22 protein-coding genes are annotated in these 24,483 nt (G+C 65.0%); 14 read left to right on the forward strand and 8 right to left on the reverse strand.

What is annotated here, in order from left to right; all coding sequences use genetic code 11:
* The first annotated feature begins 132 nt into the window (after nt 1–132).
* A complete protein-coding gene (locus F3J45_RS11700; protein WP_167062095.1) occupies nt 133–759 on the forward strand; it encodes a riboflavin synthase subunit alpha in 627 nt (208 codons plus the stop codon).
* 9 nt (nt 760–768) lie between these two features.
* Here the strand turns inward: F3J45_RS11700 and proP are convergent, their stop codons facing one another.
* A complete protein-coding gene (proP, locus tag F3J45_RS11705) occupies nt 769–2,271 on the reverse strand; it encodes a glycine betaine/L-proline transporter ProP (RefSeq protein ID WP_167062098.1) in 1,503 nt (500 codons plus the stop codon).
* 211 nt (nt 2,272–2,482) lie between these two features.
* Between proP and F3J45_RS11710 the strand changes: the two genes are divergently transcribed.
* Both F3J45_RS11710 and F3J45_RS11715 read left to right on the forward strand, forming a co-directional pair.
* Entirely contained in the window at nt 2,483–3,802 is a 1,320-nt protein-coding gene (locus F3J45_RS11710; RefSeq protein ID WP_167062101.1) for an FAD-binding oxidoreductase, read from the forward strand.
* 60 nt (nt 3,803–3,862) lie between these two features.
* On the forward strand, nt 3,863–5,197 hold the full coding sequence (locus F3J45_RS11715; protein WP_167062104.1) for an MFS transporter: 1,335 nt from the start codon (nt 3,863–3,865) through the stop codon (nt 5,195–5,197).
* A gap of 41 nt (nt 5,198–5,238) precedes the next feature.
* Here the strand turns inward: F3J45_RS11715 and hemB are convergent, their stop codons facing one another.
* From hemB to F3J45_RS11730, 3 genes are all read right to left on the reverse strand, one after another.
* Nucleotides 5,239–6,213 (reverse strand): porphobilinogen synthase, encoded by a 975-nt coding sequence (gene hemB / locus F3J45_RS11720; protein WP_167062109.1) that lies wholly within the window; start codon nt 6,211–6,213, stop codon nt 5,239–5,241.
* Between the two features lie 292 nt (nt 6,214–6,505).
* Nucleotides 6,506–7,399, reverse strand: coding sequence for a PA4780 family RIO1-like protein kinase (locus tag F3J45_RS11725; protein ID WP_167062112.1), 894 nt, complete (start codon nt 7,397–7,399; stop codon nt 6,506–6,508).
* Nucleotides 7,400–7,505: 106 nt separating this feature from the next.
* A complete protein-coding gene (locus tag F3J45_RS11730; RefSeq protein ID WP_167062115.1) occupies nt 7,506–7,937 on the reverse strand; it encodes a multidrug/biocide efflux PACE transporter in 432 nt (143 codons plus the stop codon).
* A gap of 271 nt (nt 7,938–8,208) precedes the next feature.
* On the opposite strand from F3J45_RS11730, the gene F3J45_RS11735 reads away from it, so the two are divergent.
* From F3J45_RS11735 to F3J45_RS11750, 4 genes are read left to right on the forward strand one after another with little or no spacing between them, the layout of a single operon-like run.
* The gene (locus F3J45_RS11735; RefSeq protein WP_167062118.1) at nt 8,209–9,432 is read left to right on the forward strand and encodes an SfnB family sulfur acquisition oxidoreductase; all 1,224 of its coding nucleotides are present in this window, start codon (nt 8,209–8,211) and stop codon (nt 9,430–9,432) included.
* A 9-nt stretch (nt 9,433–9,441) separates the two neighbouring features.
* A complete protein-coding gene (locus F3J45_RS11740) occupies nt 9,442–10,812 on the forward strand; it encodes an LLM class flavin-dependent oxidoreductase (RefSeq protein WP_167062122.1) in 1,371 nt (456 codons plus the stop codon).
* A complete protein-coding gene (locus F3J45_RS11745) occupies nt 10,809–11,474 on the forward strand; it encodes a methionine ABC transporter permease (protein WP_167062125.1) in 666 nt (221 codons plus the stop codon). The genes F3J45_RS11740 and F3J45_RS11745 overlap by 4 nt, the downstream gene beginning before the upstream one ends.
* A gap of 20 nt (nt 11,475–11,494) precedes the next feature.
* Nucleotides 11,495–12,265, forward strand: coding sequence for a MetQ/NlpA family ABC transporter substrate-binding protein (locus tag F3J45_RS11750; RefSeq protein WP_167062128.1), 771 nt, complete (start codon nt 11,495–11,497; stop codon nt 12,263–12,265).
* Nucleotides 12,266–12,432: 167 nt separating this feature from the next.
* On the opposite strand, the gene hpaR is transcribed toward F3J45_RS11750, so the two are convergent.
* The gene (gene hpaR / locus F3J45_RS11755; RefSeq protein WP_167062131.1) at nt 12,433–12,855 is read right to left on the reverse strand and encodes a homoprotocatechuate degradation operon regulator HpaR; all 423 of its coding nucleotides are present in this window, start codon (nt 12,853–12,855) and stop codon (nt 12,433–12,435) included.
* Nucleotides 12,856–13,100: 245 nt separating this feature from the next.
* Here hpaR and F3J45_RS11760 point away from each other — a divergent pair, with 245 nt between their 5' ends.
* Both F3J45_RS11760 and F3J45_RS11765 read left to right on the forward strand, forming a co-directional pair.
* Nucleotides 13,101–14,399: an FAD-binding oxidoreductase gene (locus F3J45_RS11760; RefSeq protein WP_167062134.1), complete on the forward strand. Its 1,299-nt coding sequence runs from the start codon at nt 13,101–13,103 to the stop codon at nt 14,397–14,399.
* Nucleotides 14,400–14,429: 30 nt separating this feature from the next.
* On the forward strand, nt 14,430–14,795 hold the full coding sequence (locus tag F3J45_RS11765; RefSeq protein ID WP_167062136.1) for a cupin domain-containing protein: 366 nt from the start codon (nt 14,430–14,432) through the stop codon (nt 14,793–14,795).
* A 100-nt stretch (nt 14,796–14,895) separates the two neighbouring features.
* On the opposite strand, the gene feaR is transcribed toward F3J45_RS11765, so the two are convergent.
* The 3 genes from feaR to F3J45_RS11780 form a co-directional block, all read right to left on the reverse strand.
* A complete protein-coding gene (feaR, locus tag F3J45_RS11770) occupies nt 14,896–15,837 on the reverse strand; it encodes a transcriptional regulator FeaR (protein ID WP_167062139.1) in 942 nt (313 codons plus the stop codon).
* A 114-nt stretch (nt 15,838–15,951) separates the two neighbouring features.
* A complete protein-coding gene (locus F3J45_RS11775; protein ID WP_167062142.1) occupies nt 15,952–16,536 on the reverse strand; it encodes a DUF3156 family protein in 585 nt (194 codons plus the stop codon).
* Nucleotides 16,517–18,013, reverse strand: a complete 1,497-nt coding sequence (locus F3J45_RS11780; RefSeq protein WP_167062145.1) for an APC family permease — start codon at nt 18,011–18,013, stop codon at nt 16,517–16,519. Before F3J45_RS11780 ends, F3J45_RS11775 begins: the two co-directional genes overlap by 20 nt.
* Nucleotides 18,014–18,286: 273 nt before the next feature.
* Between F3J45_RS11780 and F3J45_RS11785 the strand changes: the two genes are divergently transcribed.
* The 5 genes from F3J45_RS11785 to F3J45_RS11805 all read left to right on the forward strand — a co-directional run bounded on the left by F3J45_RS11785 (nt 18,287) and on the right by F3J45_RS11805 (nt 24,389).
* Nucleotides 18,287–19,774, forward strand: a complete 1,488-nt coding sequence (locus F3J45_RS11785) for an aldehyde dehydrogenase family protein (RefSeq protein ID WP_167062148.1) — start codon at nt 18,287–18,289, stop codon at nt 19,772–19,774.
* A 183-nt stretch (nt 19,775–19,957) separates the two neighbouring features.
* On the forward strand, nt 19,958–21,268 hold the full coding sequence (locus tag F3J45_RS11790; protein WP_167062151.1) for a hypothetical protein: 1,311 nt from the start codon (nt 19,958–19,960) through the stop codon (nt 21,266–21,268).
* Between the two features lie 181 nt (nt 21,269–21,449).
* Complete coding sequence (locus F3J45_RS11795) at nt 21,450–22,589, forward strand: tyramine oxidase subunit B (RefSeq protein ID WP_167062154.1); 1,140 nt, start codon at nt 21,450–21,452, stop codon at nt 22,587–22,589.
* Nucleotides 22,590–22,620: 31 nt separating this feature from the next.
* Nucleotides 22,621–23,043, forward strand: coding sequence for a RidA family protein (locus F3J45_RS11800; RefSeq protein ID WP_167062157.1), 423 nt, complete (start codon nt 22,621–22,623; stop codon nt 23,041–23,043).
* A gap of 50 nt (nt 23,044–23,093) precedes the next feature.
* A complete protein-coding gene (locus F3J45_RS11805; protein ID WP_167062160.1) occupies nt 23,094–24,389 on the forward strand; it encodes an FAD-binding oxidoreductase in 1,296 nt (431 codons plus the stop codon).
* Nucleotides 24,390–24,483 lie beyond the last annotated feature (94 nt).

Here is a 24,483-nt window from a genome sequence, read left to right on the forward strand (position 1 = left end):
GCGCCCCATCGCGAGCTGCGCTCGCTCCTACCAGGTTGGCGCAAACCCTGTAGGGCCGGTACAGGCTGCTTGCATTTGCAGCCCTACGGGCATAGCGTTCCTGGGTTTTCCATTCGTGCCCAGGAGCAACCCATGTACACCGGCATCGTCCAGGCCGTGCGCCCTCTTCTGGCTGTGACCACCTACCCGGGCCACAACCAGTTCACCATCGACCTCACCCCAGACCTGCTCGACGAGCTGAAGATCGGCGCCAGCGTCAGCGTCGAAGGCACGTGCCTGTCGGTCACCGAAATCCACGGCAGCGAGGTGCGCTTCGACGCCATGACCGCCACCCTGGAACGCACCAACCTGCGCTTCTTCCAGCCCGGCCAAGGCGTCAACATCGAGCGCTCGGCAAAAATGAACGCGGAAGTCGGCGGCCACCTCATGGCCGGCCACATTGCCTGCACCGCCGAGGTGGTGGAGCTGTCGATCAAGGAAACCGGGGCCTACATCAAGTTCCGCATGCCGCCTGAATGGGGCAAGTACGTGTTCCCGCGCGGCTTTCTCGGGGTCAACGGCTGCAGCCTGACCGTGGCCGACGTCGACGACAACGTGGTGACCATCAACCTGATTCCGGAAACCCTGCGCCAGACCACCTTTGCCCGCTACCCGGCAGGTGCCTTGCTCAACATCGAGGTGGATCACCAGACCATGGTGCTGGTGGATGTGGTGGAACGCACTATCCAGAACACCCTGGCCCGCCAACTGCCACGCTGAAGCCCCGCCTCACTCGATGCGCGGGTGCTGCTGCACCAGCAGCTTGCGCTTGGCCTCAAGCTCGGCGATCTGCGCATCGATGTCCTCGATCTTCTGCTCGATGTTGTCGTGGTGTTCCTGCAGCAGCTCACGCGCCTCTTCGATGTCCGAAGCCGCTGGCGCGGCGCCGCGCAGGGGCTTGTTGGCGGTTTCCTTCATGGTCAGCCCGGTGACCAGGCCGATGGCGGCAATCACCATCAGGTAGTAGGCCGGCATGTACAGGTTGCCGCTGCTCTCCACCAGCCAGGCAGCCAGGGTTGGGGTAAGCCCTGCGATCAGCACCGAGATGTTGAACGCACTGGCCAGGGCGCTGTAGCGAATGTGGGTGGGGAACATCGCCGGCAGGGTCGAGGCCATCACGCCGATGAAGAAGTTCAGCAGCACGGCAATGATCAGCAAACCAGAGAAAATCAGCCCCAGCGCACCACTGTTGATCAGCATGAACGCCGGAATGGCCAGGGCGAACAAGCCGATGCTGCCCACCATGATGAACGGCCGGCGGCCATATTTATCACTCAACAGGCCGATGATCGGCTGCACGAACAGCATGCCGACCATGATCGCGATGATGATCAACACGCCATGGTCTTCGCTGTAGTGCAGGTTGTGCGACAGGTAGCTGGGCATGTAGGTGAGCAGCATGTAGTAGGTGACGTTGGTGGCGATCACCACGCCAATGCAGGTCACCAGGCTGCGCCAGTGCTGGGTGGCCACCTCCTTGAACGACACCTTGGGGCCTGACGCCAAGCCTTCGCGGTCACCCTGCTCCAGCTTGTCCACATGCTGCTGGAACGCCGGGGTTTCCTCCAGCGCATGGCGCAGGTACAGGCCGATGATGCCCAGCGGCAAGGCCAGGAAGAACGGCAGGCGCCAGCCCCACTCAAGGAATTTTTCCTCGCCGAGCAGGGTGGAAATCAGCACCACCACGCCGGCACCCAGCACGAAGCCTGCTATCGAGCCGAAGTCCAGCCAGCTGCCGAGAAAGCCGCGCTTGCGGTCCGGGGCGTATTCGGCAACGAAGATCGAGGCGCCGGTGTACTCCCCGCCCACCGAGAAGCCCTGGGCCATTTTCGCCAGCAACAGCAGGATCGGCGCCCAGATGCCGATCGAGGCGTAGGACGGTATCAGGCCAATGGCGAAGGTGCTAAGGGACATGATCACGATGGTTGCCGCCAGGATTTTCTGGCGGCCGAAGCGGTCGCCCAAGGCACCGAAGAACAGCCCGCCCAACGGGCGGATCAGGAACGGCACCGAGAAGGTCGCCAGCGCCGCGATCATCTGCACGCTGGGGTCGGCGTTGGGGAAGAACACCTTGCCCAGGGCATAGGCGACGAAGCCGTAGACGCCGAAGTCGAACCATTCCATGGCATTGCCCAGCGCCGCCGCGGTAATCGCCTTCTTCATCTTGGCGTCGTCGACGATGGTGATGTCTTTCAAGCCGATTGGCTTGACGCTTTTCTTGCGAGGTTTCATGCCCGTGTCCCTGTAACTGATGGCTCTATGGGATCAGATACAACGGCACGCTAAATAATTCAGCGCTTAACGATTTTTCTGTACGTCGGCCCGCACAAGGAATAGTAGACAATTTGTATAACGGCGTTAGACAATGACAAAGTGTCGCACCCGAGGGCCGCTGAGCCACCGCGACATGCAAGCGAGCCTGATCGTAAACCGGAGTAAATAAATGCAAAAAGTAACTTCGTTGCCTGGCGATGACGCCCGTCCTGGTTGGTACCACACCAGCCCCAAGCGCACGCCGCGCCCAGGCCATTCGGGCCGCAAGGAAGCGCGCTGGACCATCGTTGGCGCAGGCCTGACCGGCTTGGCCGCCGCACGGCAGATGGCGCTGAACTTCCCTGATGAAGAAATCGTGCTGGTCGAGGCCCAGGAAGTCGGCTTTGGCTCGGCTGGGCGCAATGCCGGTTTCGCCATTGACGTGCCCCACGACATCGGCGCCAAGGACTACATCGGCGACGTCACCACCGCCACCAAGATCCTGCGCCTGAACACCCTCGGCCAGGACTACCTGCGCGGTATCGTCGAGCGCAACGGCATCGACTGCCAGATGTCGGACTCGGGCAAATACCAGGCCGCCGTCGGTGCCAAGGGCATCGCCATTCTCGAAGCCTACCGCAGCGGCCTGGAGAAGATCGGCTGCAGCTCCACCCTGATCGACGAGCAGGACCTGCCGGCGCACATCGGCACGTCGTACTACAAGAAGGCCCTGCACATCCCCGGCACCCTGCTGCTGCAGCCCTCGGCACTGGTCAAGGGCCTGGCCGAGCACCTGCCGGCCAACGTTACCCTGTACGAGCACACGCCGATCACCTCGATCGACCAGGGCGAGAAGATCACCCTGGTACACGACCGCGGCACCATCGTCACCGATAAGCTGATTCTGGCCAACAATGGCTTCGCCTCGGCCTTCGGCTTCCTCAAGGGCCGCCTGCTGCCCACCTTCCTGTATGCCAGCCTCAGCCGCCCGCTGACCGACGAGGAACAGGCCCGCCTGGGTGGCCAGCCGGTGTGGGGCGTGATTCCTGCGCACCCGTTCGGCAGCACCGTGCGCCGCACCGTCGACAACCGCATCCTGATTCGCAACAGCTTCAACTTCTACCCCGACGGCCGTCCACGGGCCAACGCCCTGCAAAGCCATTTGCCCACCCACCGCAAATCGTTCGAGCGGCGCTTCCCGATGCTCGGCAACGTCGAGTTCGAATACTCCTGGAGCGGCGCCATCTGCCTGTCGGAAAACCACGAAGGCTTCTTCGGCCAACTGGCGCCGAACGTGTACGGCGCGCTGTGCTGCAATGGCCTGGGCATCACCCGTGGCACCGCCACCGGCAAGCTGCTGGCCGACTGGCTGGCCGGCGAGCGCAACGAACACATCGACTTCCTGCTGTCGTCCCCTGGCCCGAACAAGACCCCGCCACAGCCGTTCCTGTCGATTGGCGTGAACTCGGTGCTCAAGTGGGGCCAGTTCCGCGCCGGCCTGGAAGTTTGACCCTGGCGGGCCTGTGTGCCCGCCTCTGCCTGCATTGCCCCCACCGTTCAAGAGAGAATCATGCGTTCCACTGCCCAACCCGTCATGATCGACGACGTTGAAATCAACCGCTTCCATCAACTGCTCACCCTGCGCACCGGCCTTGGCTGGGTGATGGTTGGCTATATCCTCAGCATCATCGGCGTCGCCACCTTGCCCATGGCCGCTGCGCTGCAGCTGGGCGGCTTCTGGCAAGGCATGATTGCCGCCATGGCCCTGCTCGGCGTGTTCGCCGGTGGCTTCTTCGGCGGCTGGCTGACCGACCGCCTGGGCCGCCAGAAGCTGTTCTTCGTGGCCCCGGCGATGGTCCTGCTGTCGTCCTTGGGCATGCTGGTGGTTCAAGACCCGCTACTGCTGTCGGTGCTGCGCCTGTGCTGCGGCCTGGCCGTGGGCATCGAGTACACCGCTGCGGGCTCGCTGCTCACCGAGTTTCTTCCACAGAAGTCCCGCGGCTCGCGGCTGTCGCTGCTGACGGTGCTGTGGTTCGTCGGTGCCGCGCTGGCCTACATCGCGGGCAACTTCATGCTCGCAGACGCAGGCCCCGAGCAATGGCGCGTGGTCATGGCCAGCCCGGCCCTGATCGCCGGCTTGCTGTTACTGGCGCGCCTGGGCACCCCGGAGTCACCGCGCTGGCTGTTGAGCAAGGGCCGGCGCGAGGAGGCCGAGCAGGTGATCCGCCAGGTCTACGGCAACACGTTCTCGCTGCGCAACATCAGCGATGACGGCGCAGCAGGGGCGGCGATGTCGTTCCTCGACGCACTGCGGGCGGGGTATGGAAAGCGTATTTTCTTCGTGGTGATGTTCTGGGCCTGCGCGGTGATTCCGCTGTTTGCCGTGTACGCCTTCGTGCCCAAGCTGTTCCAGGCACTGAAGCTGACCGGCAACCTGGCCGCCTACGGCTCGATGGGCATTACCCTGATCTTGGTGATTGGCTGCTGCGTGGCAACCTGGCTGATCAACTACCTGGGCCGGCGTACCATCATCATCCACAGTTTCCTCTGGTCGGGGTTGGCACTGCTGGGCCTGGGGCTGTTCCCCGATGCCCAGGGCTGGGTGGTGCTGTCGCTGTTCGGCGCCTATGCGCTGTTCATCGGCGGCGCCCAGGTACTGGAGTTCGTCTACCCGAACGAGCTGTTCCCTACCGAGATCCGCGCGTTTGCGGTGGGCATGGGGGCGTCGCTGGCGGCGTTCAGTTCAGCCATTGGCACCTGGCTGGTGCCGATCTCGCTGGAGCAGTTCGGCATCGCCAACACGATGTTCGCGGCCACCGCCATCACCATGCTGGGGCTGGCGGTGTCGCTGCTGCTGGCACCGGAAACCCGGTCGATGAGCCTGCAGGAAGCAGCGGCGTTGTAATACGCCGCTGGCGATGCGCCGCGCAAGCGGCGCCTTGCCAATCAGATCCCGTCGCGCGCCAGGTCCATGGCGAAATAGGTCAGGATCAAATCAGCACCCGCACGCTTGATCGCCCCCAGGCTCTCACGCACCACTCGCCCTTCGTCGATGGCCCCGGCCAGCCCGCCGAACTTGATCATCGCGTACTCGCCGCTCACCTGGTAGGCCGCCAGTGGCAGGCGCGAGGCGTTGCGGATGTCGGCGATCACGTCAAGGTAGGCACCGGCCGGCTTGACCATCAGCACATCGGCACCTTCCTGCTCGTCGAGCAGCGATTCACGCACCGCTTCGCGGCGGTTCATCGGGTTCATCTGGTAGCTCTTGCGGTCGCCCTTGAGCGCCGTCCCCCCCGCTTCGCGGAACGGCCCATACAGCGCCGAGGCGAACTTGGTGGAATAGGCCATGATCGCGGTGTCATGGAAACCTGCGCCATCCAGTGCACTGCGAATGGCCTGGACCTGGCCGTCCATTGCCGCCGACGGGGCGATGAAGTCGGCGCCAGCGGCAGCCGCGATAACCGCCTGCTTGCCCAGGTTGGCCAGGGTGGCGTCGTTGTCCACGCCGTGGTCGTGCAGCACGCCGCAGTGGCCGTGGCTGGTGTACTCGCAGAAGCAGGTGTCGGACATCACCACCATTTCCGGCACGGTGTCCTTGCAGATGCGCGACATGCGCGCGACCAGGCCGTTTTCATTCCAGGTGTCGCTGCCGGTGGCGTCCAGGTTATGCGACACGCCGAAGGTCATCACCGACTTGATGCCGGCGCGGGCGTAGCGCTCGATTTCCTGGGCCAGCCGTTTTTCCGGAATGCGGTTGACGCCTGGCATGCTGGTGATCGGCACGAAGTCGTCGATACCTTCTTCGACGAAGATCGGCAGGATCAGGTCTTCGAGGCGGAACTCGGTTTCCTGGAAGATCGTGCGCAGGGATTCGTTCTGGCGCAGGCGGCGCGGGCGAACGGAAGGAAACAGGTTGGACATGACAGCTCCAGGGCATTTTTGAACGGCGTATACCTTATGCCTGTCGCGCGCCAGTGAAAAGGCCAGATGACGAGATAATGTCTTGCGTCAAAGGCAACAGCCCTTTTTTGCCTGTGCAGAGGATGAGCAGCAACTAATGCAGGCACGAACGCTGCACCTGTTGTAGGAGCGAGCGCAGCTCGCGATGGGCTGCAGCGCAGCCCCGGCGTGACGAGTCGCGAAGCTGAAGCCCTGGGGCCGCTGCGCGCCCCATCGCGAGCCACGCTCGCTCCTACAGGCAAGGTGCCCTCGCTCACTGCATCCAGGGCGGTGTAGGCTCCTCGGCCTTGGCCGGCCCCTGCTCGGCCTCTTCCCGGGCGGCACGGCGGCGTGCCTCGTCGCGCAGGGTGGCGTCGATCTCGCGCATCACCCCGGCCACGTCGGCGGCCTGGTCATCGTCTTCGAAGTGGCCAGTCAGCGGGCTGTCCGGGCGCAGTTCGCCGGCCTCATACAAGGCCCACATTTCGTCGGCATAGCGGGTGGCCTTGAGCTCCGGGGCGGAACGCCCGAAGTAGTGGGCCATGTTCGCCACGTCCCGTTGCAGCATGCTGAACGCATGGTTGTTGCCTGCCGCATCCACCGCCTGGGGCAGGTCGATGATCACCGGGCCGTCGGGGCCGAGCAGCACGTTGAATTCCGACAGGTCGCCATGCACCAGGCCAGCACACAGCATCAGCACGATCTGGCGGATAACGAAAGCGTGGTATTCACGCGCCTCTTCGGCTTCCAGGGAAACATCGTTCAGGCGCGGGGCGGCATCGCCGTCGGCGTCGGTGACCAGCTCCATCAGCAGCACGCCGTCCTGGAAATCGAACGGCTTGGGCACCCGCACGCCGGCACCGGCCAGGCGGAACAGCGCGGCTACCTCGGCATTTTGCCAGGCGTCCTCGGCTTCCTTGCGGCCATACTTGCTGCCCTTGGCCATGGCCCGGGCCTGGCGGCTGTTGCGCACCTTGCGGCCCTCCTGGTACTCGGCGGCCTGGCGGAAGCTGCGCTTGTTGGCTTCCTTGTAGACCTTGGCACAGCGTACCTGGGCACCGCAGCGCACCACGTAGACGGCCGCTTCCTTGCCGCTCATCAGCGGGCGCAATACTTCATCGACCAGGCCGTCTTCGATCAGTGGTTCGATTCTTTTTGGTGTCTTCATCAGGCTGCGTTCGGGGTCCTGGCTAGGTTGGCCGACATCCTCTCACAGGCCGGGGCGTGGACGTGAGTGTTTGTCGTCAGCCGAGTGTGCCGAGATACCCAGGCATTCAGGCCACGGCGCGGCGTTGCAGCAGCAGATGCCGGGCCTTGTCGAACGCCCAGTTGTACAGCACCGTGTAGGGCAGAATGATCACGAAGAACCCAAGTTCGACCATGAACGCCTGCAACAGCGAGATCTCCAGCATCCAGGCGGCCACCGGCAGGCACCAGACCACCAGCCCCGCTTCGAAGCCCAGGCCATGGGCGACGCGGGCCAAGGCCTTCCACTGAATGCGCGGGGTCGCCACCAGGCGGTCGACCACGGCGTTGTAGGCCATGTTCCAGAGCATCGCGATCACCGACAACGTGACCGCCAGGGCGCCGGCGGTGGCCAGTGACTTGCCCATGATCCACGACAGCAGGGGTGCGCACAGCAGGACGGCGAAAAGTTCGTAGCCCACGGCGTGGACCAGGCGTTCGCTGAAAGACGGTTTGTTCATGGCAGGCTCCATCGTTGTGATTGCGGGGATGGGCCACATTTTGTTTGATGGAATTGATGCCTGCGACATAGATGCCATCGGTTTTATCAATAGCAGGGCGCGATAGACGCGCTTCAACCACTGTTGCAAATGGCACAGCCAATCAACAGCAGCCCCCGGAATACTGTACCGCCAGCAACAGTACCCCTAGGTAACCCACTGAATTCATTGATGTAAAAGGTTGGCACAGCGGCTGCAACGTGAAGCTATCCAATGTCACGCGAGCAGCCCCATGCCCACCCCGACCGTTTCCGCCCACTACGATATCCGCCGCCCAGCGGCGCGTATCATCCATGACGACGCCGAGGCCATCCGCATCGCCCACCAGGTTGCCGAACGGCTGCGCGAGGGTGCCGCCGAACGTGACCGAAACCGCGAGGTGCCGGCCGATATCGTCGATGCTTTTTCCAACAGTGGCCTGTGGGGCATCACCGTGCCCCGCGCCTATGGCGGCGCCGAAGTGTCGTTCGCAACCCTGGCGCACGTCATTGCCATCGTCTCTGCTGCCGACCCCTCGCTTGGGCAGATTCCGCAAAACCACTACTGCCTGCTCGAAGACATCCGCCTGCAAGGCACGCCCGAACAACAGCGCTACTTCTTCGACCTGGTGCTCAAGGGCCACCGCTTCGCCAATGCCCTGTCGGAAACCGGCGGCAAGACCGTACAACACATCAGCACCCGGCTGGCCAGCGAAGGCGACGGCTACCGCATCGACGGGCGCAAGGGCTATTGCACCGGCTCGTTGTATGCCCATTGGATCGGCGTGCTGGCCCTGGATGAGCAGGACCGTGCGCAACTGGCGTTCGTCGAACGTGGCACGCCGGGTTTGGTGATCGTCGATGACTGGAGCAGCATGGGCCAGCGCACCACCGCCAGCGGCAGCGTGCTGCTCGACGGCCTGCGGGTACCGGCCTTCAACCTGTTCCCCAGCTACCGCTCCTACGAAAACCCGACCCTGGCCGGCCCCTTCGCGCAACTGACCACCGCCGCCATCGACGCGGGCATCGGCCGCGCAGCGCTGGACGACACCATCGCCTTCGTGCGCGAGCAGGCCCGCCCGTGGATCGACGCCAAGGTCGAGCACGCCAGCGAAGACCCCTTGACCATCATTCAGGTCGGTAACCTGGAAATCCGCCAGGAGGCCGCCGAAGCCCTGCTCGAACGCGCCGGCCGCGCACTGGACGCGGCCAAGCCTGCGCCGGACGAGGACAACGTGGCGCTGGCCTCGGTCGCCGTGGCCAAGGCCAAGGTGCTCACCACCGAGGTGGCAATCGACGCCAGCAACCGCCTGTTCGAACTGGGCGGCACACGCTCGTCGCTGACCCGCCACAACTTCGACCGCCACTGGCGCAACGCCCGGGTCCACACCCTGCACGACCCGGTGCGCTGGAAGTACCACCTGGTTGGCAACTGGGCACTGAACGGCGTCAGGCCGGCGCGTCACGACTGGAACTGAGGGCACGCCATGACCAAGCAGATTCGCCTCAATGCCTTCGCAATGAACACGGTCGGGCATCTTTCCCCGGGCCTGTGGCGCCACCCCCGCGACCAGGCCACACGCTACACCGACATCCATTACTGGGTGGCGCTGGCCAAGACCCTGGAACGTGGCTGCTTCGATGGCCTGTTCATCGCCGACGTGCTGGGTGTCTACGACGTGTATGGCGCCAGTGCCGACACGGCGTTGAGCCAGGCGGCGCAGGTGCCGGTCAACGACCCGCTGCAACTGGTGCCGGCAATGGCAGCGGCCACCCAACACCTGGGCTTTGGCGTGACCGCCTCGGTGTCGTTCGAACACCCCTACCCCTTCGCCCGGCGCATGAGCACCCTCGATCACCTGACCCAGGGCCGTGCCGGCTGGAACATCGTCACCTCCTACCTGGCCAGCGGCGCACGCAACCTGGGCCAGGCGCCCCTGGGCCACGACCAGCGCTATGCCCTGGCCGAGGAATACCTGCAGGTGTGCTACAAGCTCTGGGAAACCAGCTGGGAGGATGATGCGGTGCAAGCCGACCGCACGTCTGGGGTGTACGCAGACCCCGCCAAGGTGCATGGCATCGACCACCAAGGGCCTTGGTTCAAGGTGCCAGGTTTTCACCTGTGCGAGCCGTCGCCGCAACGCTCGCCAGTCATTTACCAGGCTGGCGCATCCAGCCGCGGGCGGGCCTTCGCCGCGGCCAACGCCGAATGCGTGTTCGTTGCGGCGCCGAGCAAGGCCGTGCTGCGCAAGCAGGTGGCCGAATTGCGCGCGGCGGCGCAGGCAGCAGGCCGCGCAGCGGACGACGTGCAGGTGCTCGAACAGCTCACGGTGATCGTCGCAGCTACCAACCAGCAGGCCCTGGCCCTGCTCGAAGAATACCGCCAGTACGCCAGCCGCAGCGGCGCCCTGGCGCTGATGTCGGGCTGGACCGGCATCGACTTTGCCGAATACGCCCCCGGCCAGGTGCTGCGCGAGGTGCCCAGCGAAGCCATCCAGTCCGCTGTCGAGGCTTTCACCCGCGCCGACCCAACCCGCACCTGGACCACGGCAGAGATCGCCGATTACTGCGCCATTGGCGGCGATGGCCCGGTGCTGGTGGGCTCGGCGCAAACCGTGGCCGACCAGTTGCTGGAGTGGGTCGAGGACACCGGCGTGGACGGCTTCAACCTGGCCTGCGTGGTGGCCCCGGAAACCTTCGAGGCCGTGGTCGACTTGCTGATACCCGAACTGCAGGCCCGGGGCGCCTTCAAGCGCGCCTACAGCCCCGGCACGTTGCGCAACAAACTGTTCGGCCGCGGCGATCGCCTGGGCCTGCCACACCCGGCGGCGGTGCTGCGCCAGGAGGCACGGCGATGAACGAACTGCTGGCCAATGTCGACTGGGCGGAAATCGCCCAGGCCTGCCTCGACACCCTGAGCATGCTCAGCGTGGCCCTGGGCTTCACGGTGCTGCTTGGCCTGCCCCTGGGCGTGCTGCTGTACCTGACCGGGCAACGCCAGTTGCTGGCCAACGGGCCGTTGTACCGCTGCCTGTCGGTGGTGGTGAACGTGCTGCGCTCGTTGCCGTTCATCATCCTGCTGATCGTGCTGATTCCGTTGACCACCCTGCTTGCCGGCACCTCCCTGGGGGTCAAGGGCACGATCCCGCCGCTGGTGATCGGCTGCACGCCGTTCTTCGCCCGCCTGGTGGAAACCGCCCTGCGCGAAGTCGACCGCGGCCTGGTCGAGGCCTGCCAGGCCATGGGCGGCAGCATCCCGCAAATCATTCGCCACACCTTGTTACCCGAGGCCCGCACCGGGCTGATCGCAGCGGTCACGGTCACCGCCATCGTACTGGTCGACTACACCGCCATGGCCGGCGTGATCGGTGGCGGAGGCCTGGGCGACCTGGCAATCCGCTTCGGCTACCAGCGCTTCCAGACCGATGTGATGGTGGTCACCGTGCTGCTGTTGATCGTGCTGGTGCAGGCCCTGCAGATGACCGGCGATCGCCTGGTCAAGCATTACACCCGACGCTGAATTTTCCCCAAGGAATCCCCATGAAAAAGACCCTCGCAGCCCTTGCCGCGTTCATCGCCTTCAACGCCCACGCCGGCGAACACCTGGTGGTCGGCGCCACGCCCGTGCCGCACGCTGAAATCCTTGAGTTCGTCAAACCGGCGCTGGCCAAGCAAGGCGTCGACCTGGACATCAAGGTGTTCAACGACTTCATCCAACCCAACCTGCAACTGGCGCAGAAAAACCTGGATGCCAATTACTACCAGTACCGGCCGTTCCTCAATGACTTCAACAAAACCCGGCACACCGACCTGGTGCCGGTGGTGGGCGTGCATATCGAGCCCTTCGGTGCCTACTCGGCCAAGTACAAGACCCTGGCCGAGCTACCCGACGGCGCCAGCGTGGCCATCCCCAACGACCCGGTGAACACGGGGCGGGCCTTGGTGCTGCTGGCCGAGGCCGGGCTGATCACGCTCAAGGACCCGTCCAACCCGCAGTCCACCACGCGCGACATCAGCGAAAACCCCCGGCACCTGAAAATCCGTGAACTGGAAGGCGCCATGCTGGCGCGCTCGGTGAACCAGGTGGACCTGGCGTTCGTCTTCGCCAACTATGCCCTTGAAGCCGGAATCGACACCAACAGCGCGCTGATCGTGGAGAAAGGCAAGGACCTGTATGTGGAGTACCTGGTAGCTCGCCCGGATAACCTGCAGGACCCTGGCATCCAGAAGTTGGCCAAGGCGCTCAATTCACCCGAGGTGCGCAACTTCATCCTGACCCGCTACAAAGGCCAGATCGCCCCAGGGTTCTAAGCCCCGCAACCGCCCGCCATCTTGGTAGGAGCGAGCGCAGCTCGCGATGGGCTGCAAAGCAGCCCCGGCGTCATGAGCTGCGAAGCTGAAACCCTGGGGCCCCTCGCGCCCCATCGCGAGCTGCGCTCGCTCCTACCAGGGCGGTGTTGGCCTGGAGATGGGTGAGGTTAGGGAGCAATACGTTTGAGCTCGTTCAAAAGGCTCATCAGTTGCTGCAGTTTTTCCTCGCCGTACTGGGCCTGGATCTTCTGGTAGTTAGCCTCCATGCCATCGCGCATCGAGGCGAAACAGGCCTGGCCGGCGTCGGTCAGGTTGACGAACACCCGGCGCTGGTCTTCGGCGGCCTTGCGCTTGCAGACCAGCCCGTCACGCTCCAGGCGGCTGAGCACGCCGGTCATGCTGGGCTTGAGGATGCACGCCAGGCTCGCCAGTTGATGGCTTTCCAACTCACCTTGCTGGTGCAGAATGCGGATCACCCGCCATTGCTGCTCGGTGAGGTCGTGTTCGTTGAGCAAAGGCCTGAAAAATGCCATTGCCGCCTCACGGGCCTGCAACAGGCTCAGCGTCAACGAAGGGGGTGTGTTGGTCATGGGTAGCCTTTGCTGTTTTTCCAATGGCCAAGCGTAGGGGCATTGGCCACGGACCACAACCGCCTCGCCGCGCCATGGAAAATACCAGCGGTTTCCCGCAGCCCTCAAGCCGCCCCTCTGGCAGCCTGGGCAAACACCGTGGCACTCTCAAACAAGACACCTGGCCCGCGAGCGGTGCTTAATGGCAGCACCTGTGAGCGCGCCGGCAATGGCCCTACCACACGTTCAACCCAGCAGGCGGCGTCATGATCAGCACCGAGTCCCCGACGTACTACACCGCGACCCGAAAGTACAACCTCAGCTTCCCCACACTGGACCACGACATCGAGGCCGATGTGGTGGTGATCGGCGGCGGCTTCTCGGGTATCAACACCGCGCTGGAGCTGGCTGAACAAGGCGTCACCAACACGGTGGTGCTCGAAGCCCGCCACCTGGGTTACGGCGGCACCGGGCGCAACGGCGGGCAGATCATGGCCGGCATCGGCCACGACCTGGAGAAAATCCGCAGCAGCGTTGGCGAGCAGGGCCTGAAGCAGATCTTCGAAATCAGCGAGCTGGGCGCCGGCATCATCAAGGCGCGCATCGACCGCTACGCCATCGATGCCGACTTCTGCCACGGCTACGGCTACCTGGGCTTCAACGAACGCCAGGCGCGCACGCTGCGCCAGTGGGAAAAAGACTTCAAAGCGATCAACCCACGGGACGAAATCCGCTTCCTGGGGGGCTCGGAGGTAAAGCAGATCATCGGCAGCGACGCCTATGGCAGCGCCCTGCTGCACATGGGCGGCGGCCACGTGCATTCGCTGAACCTGCTGCTGGGTGAGGCCCAGGCGCTGGTTGGCCACGGCGCACGGATTTTCGAACACAGCCCGGCGCTGCAGGTGACCTACGGCGAACGCATCACCGTGCGCACCGGGCGCGGTTCGGTACGCGCCAGCAAGCTGCTGTGGGCCTGTGACAGCTTCCTCGACAAACTGGAACCGGAGCTGCACGCGCGCACCATCAACACCTACGCCTTCCAGATGATGACCGAGCCACTGCCGGACGAGCTGATCCAGCGTATCAGCCCGATTCGGGGCGCCTACAGCGACATCCGCCCGGTGATCGACTACTTCCGCGTCACCCGCGAAAACCGCCTGCTGTTCGGCGCCGCCACGCCGTTCATCGAACGCATTCCAATGGACCTCAAGGCCTGGAACCGGGCGCTGATGCTGAAGATATTCCCGTACCTGAAGAACGTGCGCATCGACCTGGCCTGGGGCGGGCCGATGGCCACCAGCGCCAACCTGTTCCCGCAGATCGGCACCTTGAGCGGCCGACCCAATGCGTTCTATGTGCAGGGTTATTCAGGCTTTGGCGTCACGCCCAGCCACATCATTTGCAAGGTCCTCGCCGAGGGCATGCTTGAAGGTTCGGCACGTTACCAGCTGCTGCGCTCGGTCAAGCATGCGCGCATTTTCGGCAAGGACCATTTCCGCCCACTGCTGCTCACGGCCGGCAAGACCGTGCACCAGCTGTCGGGCTTTTTCAACGGCCGCCGCTGAGCCGTACCGTTCATTCACTGGAGAACTGCCATGACCCTGACCGCCGCCAAGCAAGGTGTGCAACTGTCCGAACTCGACGACTGGGGCAGCGTTGCCGACCTGGGCTCGGAAATACTCGAAGGCGATGTAAGGGCCTTCGGCAAGATGACCTATGGGGCACCGACCGATCCGGTCAGCAGCGCCTATTTCGGCACCACGCGGGGCAAGTTCCGCATGGTGTACCCCTTCGACGAGCAGGCGGTGATCGTGACCGGCGAAATCCAGCTGACCGACGAATCCACCGGCCAGGTGACCCGCTACCGGGCCGGGGATGCCTGGTTCGCCAGCAAGGGCACACCGGTGCTGTGGGAAGTGTTGAGCGAATCGTTCGTCAAGCATTACCTGGCGGTGGCCTGAAGCGCGCCGCAACCCCCGCATCGCGAGCTGCGCTCGCTCCTACCAGGGCCAAGCAGATCCCGTAGGAGCGAGCAAAGCTCGCGATAGCAATGCAGCAGCATCAGGCCATGGCCTGGGCGCGGTAGTCCTTGGGCGATTGTTCGAACTGCTTCTTGAACGAGCGGCTGAAATGCGCCGAATCGGTGAAGCCCCACTTGTAGGCGATCGAAGTGATCGACTCGCCGCGGTAGAACGGGTTGGCCAAGTCGTCGGCGCTGCGCTTGAGGCGTGCCCGCTGAATGTAGCGGCATACGCTGTCGCCCTCCTCTTCGAACAGGCGGTACAGGTGGCGCACGGATATGTTCAGGCGCCCGGCCAGGTGGGCCGGCGTCAACCCAGGTTGTGACAGCGACTCGTCGATCACCTGCTGCACATAACCTCGCAGGTTCGCCCCACTCAGGCTTGCGAAACTGCAAGGGCCGCCAGCACCGCGCTCAAGCCCAGGCTCAAGCAGGGCAATGAACGCGCTCTGCAGCGCCTCGCCCTGGGCGCCGTCCTCGCCACTGCTGCCCTCCTTGCACAGTTGGTCCATCAGCATGTGCAGCATGCGCCCGCAGGCGTTGGTGGAGGAAATCTTGCCGAACATCACGCCGTCACCGGCCATGTGCCGGCGCACCTGGCTGCGCGGCAGCGCCAACGACACGTGCTCGATCAGGCCATTGGGGTTGATCTCGCACGGGCCCACCGAGTCCATCAGCAGCAGTTCGCCCGGTGCCAGGCTGATGCGCGTGCCGCCTTGCATCACGCTTGAATGGCCGCTGCGCTGGCTGACCAGGAAGCAATGCTGGTCGTCATCGAGTGCGGGGTTTTCGCCCAGGCGGCGGATGGTGCCGGCGTTGGTGCGCAGGTTGGCCACCGGCAGCCCGGCGCGGGAACTGGCCGATACCTCGCCAATGAACAACGAAGGGGTGGATGCCAGCGCGGTTTCGAAGCGGCCGCAGATCTGCTGCATGGCCAGGGTCCAGTGTTCCAGGCCCTGACGGTCGGATTGTTGGGTATGCATGGCTGCCCTCGACGCGGAATTTGTTGTTATGCCGACATTGATAACATGTTAACAATGACGGCACAACTGTAACAATTTGTCGAAAACAACCAGCAAGGGATGTGCCAATCCGCCTCAGAGGTGCGGCAGCAACTGGCTGAACCGGGCCAGGCAGGCCAGCAGGTGCCCGCGTTGCGGCGGGCTGACCTGAATGTAGCGGCGAAACGCGGGCATCCGGTTGACCACCTCGCTGCCGCCCATGTGCTCCAGCACCAGGCGCCACTGGCCATGGCTGCATTCCAGGGTCAGGCGCTTGAAATCCAGCGGCATCAGCGCCGCCAGCAATGGCGCATCGGCCAGCAACTGCTCGCGCACCTGGGCGAAGCAAGCTTTGTCGCCACTGCGGTACACCGCCGTCACGCCCGTTCGGCGCAGCGCACCGGTATGGCGCAATTCCAAGCGCATTGCGCCCTGTTGCAGGGCTGGAACGCGCAGGCTGACTTCGCAGGTCACCACGTGCATCAGCAGGTGCGCTTGAACGCACTCGCGCAACTCGGCGCACCAACCCTGGGCCGGGTCGCGCAGCTCGGCGGTGGTCGAGCCCTGCTGCTGCACCTGCAGCGAGCCCAGGTTGCGCAACAGGTGCCCGAGGGTGACCCCAGGTCGGTAGCCTGCCAGCGCACGGGGCGCCAGCAGGTGCTCACGCAAATGTCTGATCATGCAGGGTGTGCTCCACGACATGGCCGGGTTCGGCGGCGAACTCCTTCGCCAGCACGTCCTCGACCCGCGCCGGCTTGAACGGGTTGACCTTCTGCACGCACAGGGTCCAGAACAGCGCGTAGGCCGCCGTGCCGCCGAGCATGATGGCAAATGGCACGTAGATGTCCGCGGGGTCCATCCCAGGGGGCGTGATGAACGACATGCCGATGACGATGCCGGTGCTGGAGACAATCTGCGGCAGCGGGAACAACGGCGAGCGGTAGGCACGCGGCAGGTCCGGGCGGCGAATGCGCAGGATCACCACCGACAGGGTCACCAGCAGGTAGGCGGTGCTCCAGGCACACACTGCGGCCAGTACCAGGTGCAGGATGTTCTCCGGGTTGCCGCCCAGGTACCAGGCATGCAGGCACGGGATCAGCGCCACCACCAGGATGCACAGCAGCGGCGTCTTGAAGCGCGGGTGCAAGTAGGCGAACACCTTGGGCAGCGCGCCGTCCACGGCCATGCCGTAGAGAATGCGCGGCACCCCGGCCATCAGCGTGTTGATGGTGGCAGCGCCGGCGAAGAGAAAACCGACGCCCAGCCACACCGGGCCGATATCGCCCATCACCTGCTCGGCGAAACGCGGGATGGCCATGGGCGTGTCCAGCAGGTGCACGCCGCTGGCCGCATCGAGCACCACGTTCTCCACCTGGCGCTTCATCGCGGCGCCGTAGATGAACATGCAGCTGGCAACGCCGAACAGGCCCAGCGCCATGGCCCTGGGCAGCACCCAGGCCGAGCGGCGCAGCTCCGGCGCCAGCGGGGTGACGAACTCGCAGCCGACGAACATGAACATGGCCATGCCGATCAGCGAAAGAATGGTCATCAGGTCGGTGCCCACCAGCGAAACGCCGAACGGCCCTTCCAGCTCGACGGCAGGTGCGGCGATCAGGCCCAGCACGCCGAACACCATCAGGGTGGTCCACATGCCGAAGGTCAAAATCACTTCCGCGCGGCTGAAGGCACTGACGCCAAAGGCATTGAGCACCGCGAAGGCGAGCACGAAGCACACCCCCAGCAGCCACGAGCCACCGGCCGATTCGGCCAAGGTGTTGAGGTGCTCGAAATTCACCAGCGCCATCACCCCGGACAGGATGGTTTCGGCGGTGCCGGCGAACACATGCACGATCAGGTAGGCCGACAGCGTGCCGGTGATGGCGAAGAAGCGGCCCAGGCCGCAGTTGATGTAGTCATAGACCGAACCGGTAGTCGGCAGGATGGAAGCTGCCTCGGCGAAGGTGGTGGACTGCGCCAGCATCATCAGTGCGGCGATGACCATGGCGATGGCGAAGGCGCCGCCGCCGATCCCGAAGCCCATGGTCGCGGTGAGGATCACCGGGCTGGCCATGATCAGCCCGACGGTGCTGGCCAGTGCGGTGGGGAAACCGACGGTGCCCCGGTTGAGGTGCTCGGTGAGCGTGTTGTTGAGTGACATCGTTATGCCCCGGCTTGTTGTTATGGCGTTGAACGCGGCAATTCCCTGCACGCATGGCTGTCGCTTGCCTCCTGGCCGGCTTACTGTGCGCCTGGGCGGGCATGGCGTCTTGCCAATGGCTGCCGCCGCCCTTGTTGCTGCCTGCCAGCGGCAAGGCGCTGGCAGGCAGAGTCATGCCGCTGTCACGGGGGCGCAAGAACGCCCGCGCCCATCTCACTATGCTCCTGGGCTTTGGCGGCCGACAGGCCCGCCTCCTCTGCCCCAGGAGTTCCCATGAGCGACATCGCCCTTCTGCCTTCCGTACGCGCCTTCCTGGCCCGCGAGCATGGCCTGTTCATCCACGGCCAAACGGTGCCCAGCCAGGGCAGCGCAACGATCCCGGTGCGCAACCCGGCTGATGGCCAAACCCTGGCGCACATCGCCGATGCCACCCAGGCCGACGTCGACCAGGCCGTGACCTCGGCGCGCCAGGGCTTTGCCAGCTGGTCGCGCAGCAGCCCCGCCGCACGTGCCGCAGTGCTGTTCAGGCTGGCGGACCTGCTGGAGGCCCACCGTGAGGAGCTGGCCCAGCTGGAAACCTTGCAATCGGGCAAGCTGATCGGCATTTCCCGCGCCTTCGAAGTGGAACAGGCCGCGCATTTCCTGCGCTACTACGCCGGCTGGGCAACCAAGATCACCGGCCAGACCATCACCCCGTCGCTGCCCTCGTTCGCCGGTGAGCGCTACAGCGCCTACACCCTGCGCGAGCCGATCGGCGTGGTGGTGGGCATCGTGCCGTGGAACTTCGCCACCATGATCGCCATCTGGAAGCTGGCCTCGGCGCTGACCACCGGCTGCAGCATCGTCATCAAGCCCAGCGAGTTTACCCCGCTGACCCTGCTGCGCATCGCTGAACTGGCCAGCGAAGCCGGGCTGCCGGCGGGCGCCTTGAACGTGCTGACCGGTGCCGGCCACGTGGGCAAGGCGCTGATCGAACACCCCGGCACCGACAAGGTGTCGTTCACCGGTTCCGTGCCCACCGGCATTGCCGTGGGCCAGGCGGCCATGGGCGCCAAGCTGACCCGCGCCACCCTGGAACTGGGTGGCAAGAATGCCGTGGCGTTCCTGCCTGACGTTGCCACCGACAAGGCCGTGGACGGCATCATCGAAGCCGGCTTCCTGCATTCCGGGCAGATCTGCGCGGCGGGCGAGCGCTTCTACGTGCACCGCTCGCGGCTCGACCCGCTGCTCGAAGCCCTGTCGCAGCGCCTGGGCCAGCTCAAGGTCGGCTCGCCGCTGGACGAAACCACGCAGTTCGGGCCGGTGGCCAACAAGCCGCACCAGCAAAAACTTGCCGAGCTGTTCGCCACGGCCCGCGCCGAGGGCAGCCAGATCATCCACGGCGGGCGCATTGGCGATGGCCCGGGCTGTTTCGTCGAACCCACGGTGATCCTTGCCAAATCGGTCAATGACACCCTGCTCAACCAGGAAACCTTCGGCCCGGTGGCCACCTTCCTGCCCTACGACGACGAAGACCAATTGCTGCACCTGATGAACGCCTCGCCCTACGGCCTGAGCGCCAGCCTGTGGACCAACGACCTGGGCAAGGCCATGCGCCTGATCCCGGAAATCCAGGCCGGCACCCTGTGGGTGAACATGCACACCCTGCTCGACCCTGCAGTGCCCTTCGGTGGCATCAAGGCCTCGGGCATCGGCCGCGAGTTCGGCTCGGCGTTCATCGACGATTTCACCGAGCTCAAGTCGGTGATGATCCGCTACTGAAAAGCCCAGTAGGAACAGGCTTGCCCCGCCCTTGTTGTAGGAGCGGGCTTGCCCCGCGAACACCGGCATAGCCGGTGCCATCCACCGGGTTGGCTGCTTCGCGGGTCAAGCCCGCTCCTACAAAGGCGATGCGCTGACATCAGAAGCTGTTGCCAACACAATAACAACACGAGGGAAACTGCAATGCGCAAATCGCAAACGCTGTCGACCCTGGCCCTGGCGAGCTTGCTCGCCAGCCAGGCCGCGCCGGCCTACGAGCTGTACGCCGACGATGACAGCCACCTGAACGCCGACATGCTGGCGGTGTGGGGCATGTTCAACAGCCGCAAGAACTACGACGGCGTGCCCGGCGGCTCGACCTGGCGCGAGGGCTTCATCAAGTATGGCCTGAGCGGCGACCAGGGCCTGGCTGGCAACGGCACGCTGTACGGCGCCCTCAACTGGGTCAGCTCCGCCACCTGGGGCGATGGTGATGCCGCCGGCAACACCGATGGCAGCGAACGCACCACCAAGATCGAGGACGCCTACCTGGGCTGGCGCTCCGCCGACCTGCTGCCGCAACTGGGCAAGGACGGCGTGGATGTGTCCGCCGGCCGCCAGGTGGTGCGCCTGGGCAGCGGTTTCCTGATCAACGACGATGGGCCCAACCTGGGCAACGGCGTGGCCGGCGGTGCGCTGGACCGTGGCGGCGCCTACTACCTGGCCGCCCGCCATGCCTTCGACCGTACCGCCGTGCTGCGCCTGGGCGGCCACGACGGCCTGCACGGCAGCCTGCTGTGGCTCAAGTCCGACAACCGCGCCCAGGCCGAAACCGAACTGGCGGCCGGCACCCTGGACTACACCCATGCCCTGGGCACCCTGGGCCTGACCTGGGTCCACGGCATCGACGTCGCCGACCAATGGGCCAGCGACTTCCAGAAGGCCCGCGAAGGCATGAACGTGTACAGCCTGCGCGGTGAGGGCAACGCCGGCATCGACAACGCCAGCTTCGCCTTCGAGTATGCCTGGCAGGACAAACGCGGCGGCCCGGAGCAAGGCTGGTACGTGCAAGCCGGCTACACCTTCGCAAGCCTGCCCTGGGCGCCCCAGCTAACCTACCGCTACACCCGCTACTCCGCCGAGTGGGACCCCCTGTTCAGTGGCCTGTCGAGCGGCTATGGCACCTGGTTTCAGGGCGAAGTCGCGGCCAACTACGCCGGGCCGTTCAACAGCAATACCGGTATCCACCATGTGGGCCTGAAGGCCACGCCGCTGGAAAACCTCACCGTGGGCGCACTGTATTTCGACTTCAACACCGTGCGCACCCGCAACAGCCTCAACCTCGATGCCCGCGAGCTGGACCTCTACGCCGAGTGGGCGGTGAGCGAGCACCTGGTCATCAGCCCGCTGGTGGGCCTGTACCAGCCGCGCAAGGGCGAGAACAACGGCGGCAACCAGGTCGGTGGCAACGGCACCAACGTCTACAGCCAACTCACCGTGGCCGTGCCCTTCTGAGAAAAACCGGCGGCTGGCGAAAACGCGCCTTGGCAGGGAGTGACAACTGGGCTGGCAGGCTCACACAAGACGACCGACCAGTCGTTAGCGACACTGCACAGCAGCTTCCCGCTAGTTCGCCACAACAACAAAACCCGAATACGGCGGTGCCCTGTGCACCGCCTGCGCAGTGAGATCCGCCATGACCTTCGACACCCGTATCGACTTCATCTACCTCTCCGAGCAGGACATGATCCGTGCCGGCGTGACCGACATGCCCGCCTGCGTCGACACCATGGAGGAAATGTTCGGCCTGCTCTACCACGGCGACTACCGCATGGCCGGGCCGAACAGCGACTCCCACGGCGCGATGATCACCTTCCCCGAGCACTCGCCGTTCCCACGCATGCCCAAGCCCACTGCAGACCGGCGCATGATGGCGATGCCCGCCTACCTCGGCGGCAACTTCCAGACCGCAGGCGCCAAGTGGTACGGCTCGAACATCGCCAACCGGGAAAAGGGCCTGCCGCGCTCGATCCTGATGCTCACCCTGAACGACGCCGACACCGGCGCGCCGCTGGCGCACATGTCGGCCAACCTGCTGTCGGCCTACCGCACCGGCGCCATTCCAGGTGTTGGCGCCCGCTACCTGGCGCGCAAGGACTCGAAAGTGATCGGCCTGGCCGGCCCAGGCGTCATGGGCAAGACCACCGTGGCCGCGTTCATGGCCGTGTGCCCGCAGGTGGACACGATCAAGATCAAGGGCCGTGGCCAGAAGAACCTGGATGCCTTCGTCAGCTGGGTGAAAAGCAGCTTCCCGCAGATCGTCAACATCCACGTGGTGCAAACCCTCGAAGAGGTGGTGCGCGACGCCGACTTGGTCAGCTACTGCAGCTCCGGTGAGGTCGGCGACCCGTCCGCCTACCCATTGGTGAAACGCGAGTGGGTCAAGCCCGGCGCCTTCCTGGCCATGCCGGCCCCGTGCAGCATCGACGCTGGCATGGAGCAGGCCGACGTGCGCAAGGTGGTGGACAACACCGGCCTCTACGAAGCCTGGTTCGAGGAGCTGCCCAAGCCTGCCCACAACTACGTGCCGCTGGTTGGCGTGCGGTTCATGGACATGATCGCCGAAGGCTCGCTCGACCCCGCGCAACTCGAAGACATCGGCAAGATCATTGCCGGTGAAGCGCCAGGTCGCCTGAACGATGAGGAAATCATCCTGATGTCGGTCGGCGGCATGCCAGTGGAAGACGTGGCCTGGGGCACCGTGATCTACCGCAATGCCATCGAACAAGGCATTGGCGTGAAGCTCAACCTCTGGGAAACCCCGGTTCTCAGCTGACCCTTTCTTGCCCTTAATCGAAGGTACCCCCATGACCCAGATCATCAAACTGAAAACCGGCTCCAAGTTCGAAGACATGGCCAGCTATTCCCGCCTGGTGGCGGTGGACAACTGGATTCACGTCTCCAACACCGCCGGGCGCAACCCGCAAACCCAGCTGATCGCCGACGACGTCATCGAACAGCTGCACCAGGTGTTCGCCAACATCGAAACCGCCCTGGCGGCGGTGGACGCAAGCCTCGCGGACGTGGTGAGTTCGCGCGTGTTCATCCAGCAACCCGAGGACGTGCCAGCGGTGATGGAGGTGATCGGGCAGAAATTCCGCAACATCGACCCGGCCACCACGGTCACCTGCCCGCCGCTGGGCTCCACCGTGTACAAGGTCGAGCTGGAGGTGACCGCCTACCGCGGCGCCTCCCGCGCCGAAGTCAAGTACATCCGCCTCGGCCAGTGATGGCAAACCGCCGCCACCGCCCCTTGAGCCACTAGCCACCGAGTAACGCCATGTCCCCTGTCATCGACCCTGTGCACACCAGCCCCCGCCACCCCGACGCGACCACGGTCGTGATCATCGGCGGCGGCATCATCGGCCTGACCGCCGCCCTGACCCTCGCCGAACGCAACATCCCGGTGGTGGTGCTGGAAAAGGGCCGCATCGCCGGGGAGCAGTCTTCGCGCAACCTGGGCTGGGTGCGCAAGACCAACCGCCATGCCGACGATATTCCCCTGGCATTGGCGGCCGACCGCCTGTGGGCCGGGATGCCGGAGCGGGTGGGCAGCGACGTGGGTTACCGCCAGGCTGGGATCATGTTCGTCGGCCGCAATGACGCACAGATGGGCATGCACGAGGGCTGGTTGAAAAGCGTCGAGCACCTGGGCCTGGACTCGCGCCTGCTGAGCCGCGACGAAATTGCCCACCTGGTGCCCGGCGGGCGCGGTGAATGGGCCGGCGGCCTGTACACCCCCTCCGATGCCCGCGCCGAACCGACCTTGGCCGCCAGCGCCATCGCCCGTGCGGCCCAGGCCAAGGGGGCGGTGATCGTCGAGCACTGCGCGGTGCGCACCCTGCAGACCAGCGCCGGGCGGGTCAGTGGCGTGGTCACCGAGCAGGGTGAGATCCGTTGCGACCAGGTGCTGCTGGCCGGTGGCCTGTGGTCGCGCAAGTTCCTCGGCAACCTCAAGATCGACCTGCCGACCCTGCCCCTGACCTGCTCGGTGCTGCGCACCGAAGCCATGGCCGGGCCGACCGAGATTGCCGTGGGGGCACCGGATTTTTCCTTCCGCAAGCACAAGGACGGCGGCTTCATCATTACCCAGCGCGGCAAGCTGGACGCCTTCCTGACCTGGGACCATGTGCTGCTGGGCACGCGCTACCTGCCGCAACTGAAGGCCCAGCGCGATTTCCTGAAGATCAGCCTGGGCAAGTATTTCTTCAAGGACCTGGCCCTGGCGCGGCGTTGGAAGGCGGTGGATGTCACACCGTTCGAGCGCGTTCGGGTGCAGGACCCACAGGCCAACACGGCCCTGAACGACGAGGCGCTGCGCAACCTGCGCGCGGCCTGGCCGGTGTTCGAGCAGGCGCGCATCGCCTCGGCCTGGGCCGGCACCATCGACGTGACGCCCGATTCGAACCCGGTCATCGGGGCGGTGCCAAGCCTGCCTGGGCTGACCTTGGCCACCGGGTTCTCCGGCCATGGCTTCGGCACCTCGCCTGCCGCCGGGCAGCTGGCGGCCGACCTGGTGGCGCAGCACACTCCGCTGATCGACCCAAGCCCTTATCGTTTCGAGCGGTTCGCCTAAGCGGCTGGCCCAGCGCGCCTGGGTTGGTTTTTACCCGATTGCTGTGCATTGAATTCGCAAACGCCGGCTCGATAATCCCTGGTGCCGCTTCACC

Origin of the sequence: Pantoea sp. Ap-967, from assembly GCF_011752565.1 — a bacterium.
In the GTDB taxonomy this organism is placed as follows: domain Bacteria; phylum Pseudomonadota; class Gammaproteobacteria; order Pseudomonadales; family Pseudomonadaceae; genus Aquipseudomonas.

Bases quoted from the DNA above. Each gene is read 5' to 3' on its own strand.
- F3J45_RS11780 (WP_167062145.1), bottom strand. From the start codon at position 18,013: ATGTCACTCAACAACACGCTCACCGAGCACCTCAACCGGGGCACCGTC.
- F3J45_RS11725 (WP_167062112.1), bottom strand. From the start codon at position 7,399: ATGAAGACACCAAAAAGAATCGAACCACTGATCGAAGACGGCCTGGTC.
- hpaR (WP_167062131.1), bottom strand. From the start codon at position 12,855: ATGACCAACACACCCCCTTCGTTGACGCTGAGCCTGTTGCAGGCCCGT.
- F3J45_RS11760 (WP_167062134.1), top strand. From the start codon at position 13,101: ATGATCAGCACCGAGTCCCCGACGTACTACACCGCGACCCGAAAGTAC.
- proP (WP_167062098.1), bottom strand. From the start codon at position 2,271: ATGAAACCTCGCAAGAAAAGCGTCAAGCCAATCGGCTTGAAAGACATC.
- F3J45_RS11745 (WP_167062125.1), top strand. From the start codon at position 10,809: ATGAACGAACTGCTGGCCAATGTCGACTGGGCGGAAATCGCCCAGGCC.
- F3J45_RS11775 (WP_167062142.1), bottom strand. From the start codon at position 16,536: ATGATCAGACATTTGCGTGAGCACCTGCTGGCGCCCCGTGCGCTGGCA.
- F3J45_RS11735 (WP_167062118.1), top strand. From the start codon at position 8,209: ATGCCCACCCCGACCGTTTCCGCCCACTACGATATCCGCCGCCCAGCG.
- F3J45_RS11710 (WP_167062101.1), top strand. From the start codon at position 2,483: ATGCAAAAAGTAACTTCGTTGCCTGGCGATGACGCCCGTCCTGGTTGG.
- F3J45_RS11730 (WP_167062115.1), bottom strand. From the start codon at position 7,937: ATGAACAAACCGTCTTTCAGCGAACGCCTGGTCCACGCCGTGGGCTAC.
- F3J45_RS11765 (WP_167062136.1), top strand. From the start codon at position 14,430: ATGACCCTGACCGCCGCCAAGCAAGGTGTGCAACTGTCCGAACTCGAC.
- F3J45_RS11805 (WP_167062160.1), top strand. From the start codon at position 23,094: ATGTCCCCTGTCATCGACCCTGTGCACACCAGCCCCCGCCACCCCGAC.
- F3J45_RS11790 (WP_167062151.1), top strand. From the start codon at position 19,958: ATGCGCAAATCGCAAACGCTGTCGACCCTGGCCCTGGCGAGCTTGCTC.
- feaR (WP_167062139.1), bottom strand. From the start codon at position 15,837: ATGCATACCCAACAATCCGACCGTCAGGGCCTGGAACACTGGACCCTG.
- F3J45_RS11800 (WP_167062157.1), top strand. From the start codon at position 22,621: ATGACCCAGATCATCAAACTGAAAACCGGCTCCAAGTTCGAAGACATG.
- hemB (WP_167062109.1), bottom strand. From the start codon at position 6,213: ATGTCCAACCTGTTTCCTTCCGTTCGCCCGCGCCGCCTGCGCCAGAAC.
- F3J45_RS11700 (WP_167062095.1), top strand. From the start codon at position 133: ATGTACACCGGCATCGTCCAGGCCGTGCGCCCTCTTCTGGCTGTGACC.
- F3J45_RS11740 (WP_167062122.1), top strand. From the start codon at position 9,442: ATGACCAAGCAGATTCGCCTCAATGCCTTCGCAATGAACACGGTCGGG.
- F3J45_RS11750 (WP_167062128.1), top strand. From the start codon at position 11,495: ATGAAAAAGACCCTCGCAGCCCTTGCCGCGTTCATCGCCTTCAACGCC.
- F3J45_RS11715 (WP_167062104.1), top strand. From the start codon at position 3,863: ATGCGTTCCACTGCCCAACCCGTCATGATCGACGACGTTGAAATCAAC.
- F3J45_RS11795 (WP_167062154.1), top strand. From the start codon at position 21,450: ATGACCTTCGACACCCGTATCGACTTCATCTACCTCTCCGAGCAGGAC.
- F3J45_RS11785 (WP_167062148.1), top strand. From the start codon at position 18,287: ATGAGCGACATCGCCCTTCTGCCTTCCGTACGCGCCTTCCTGGCCCGC.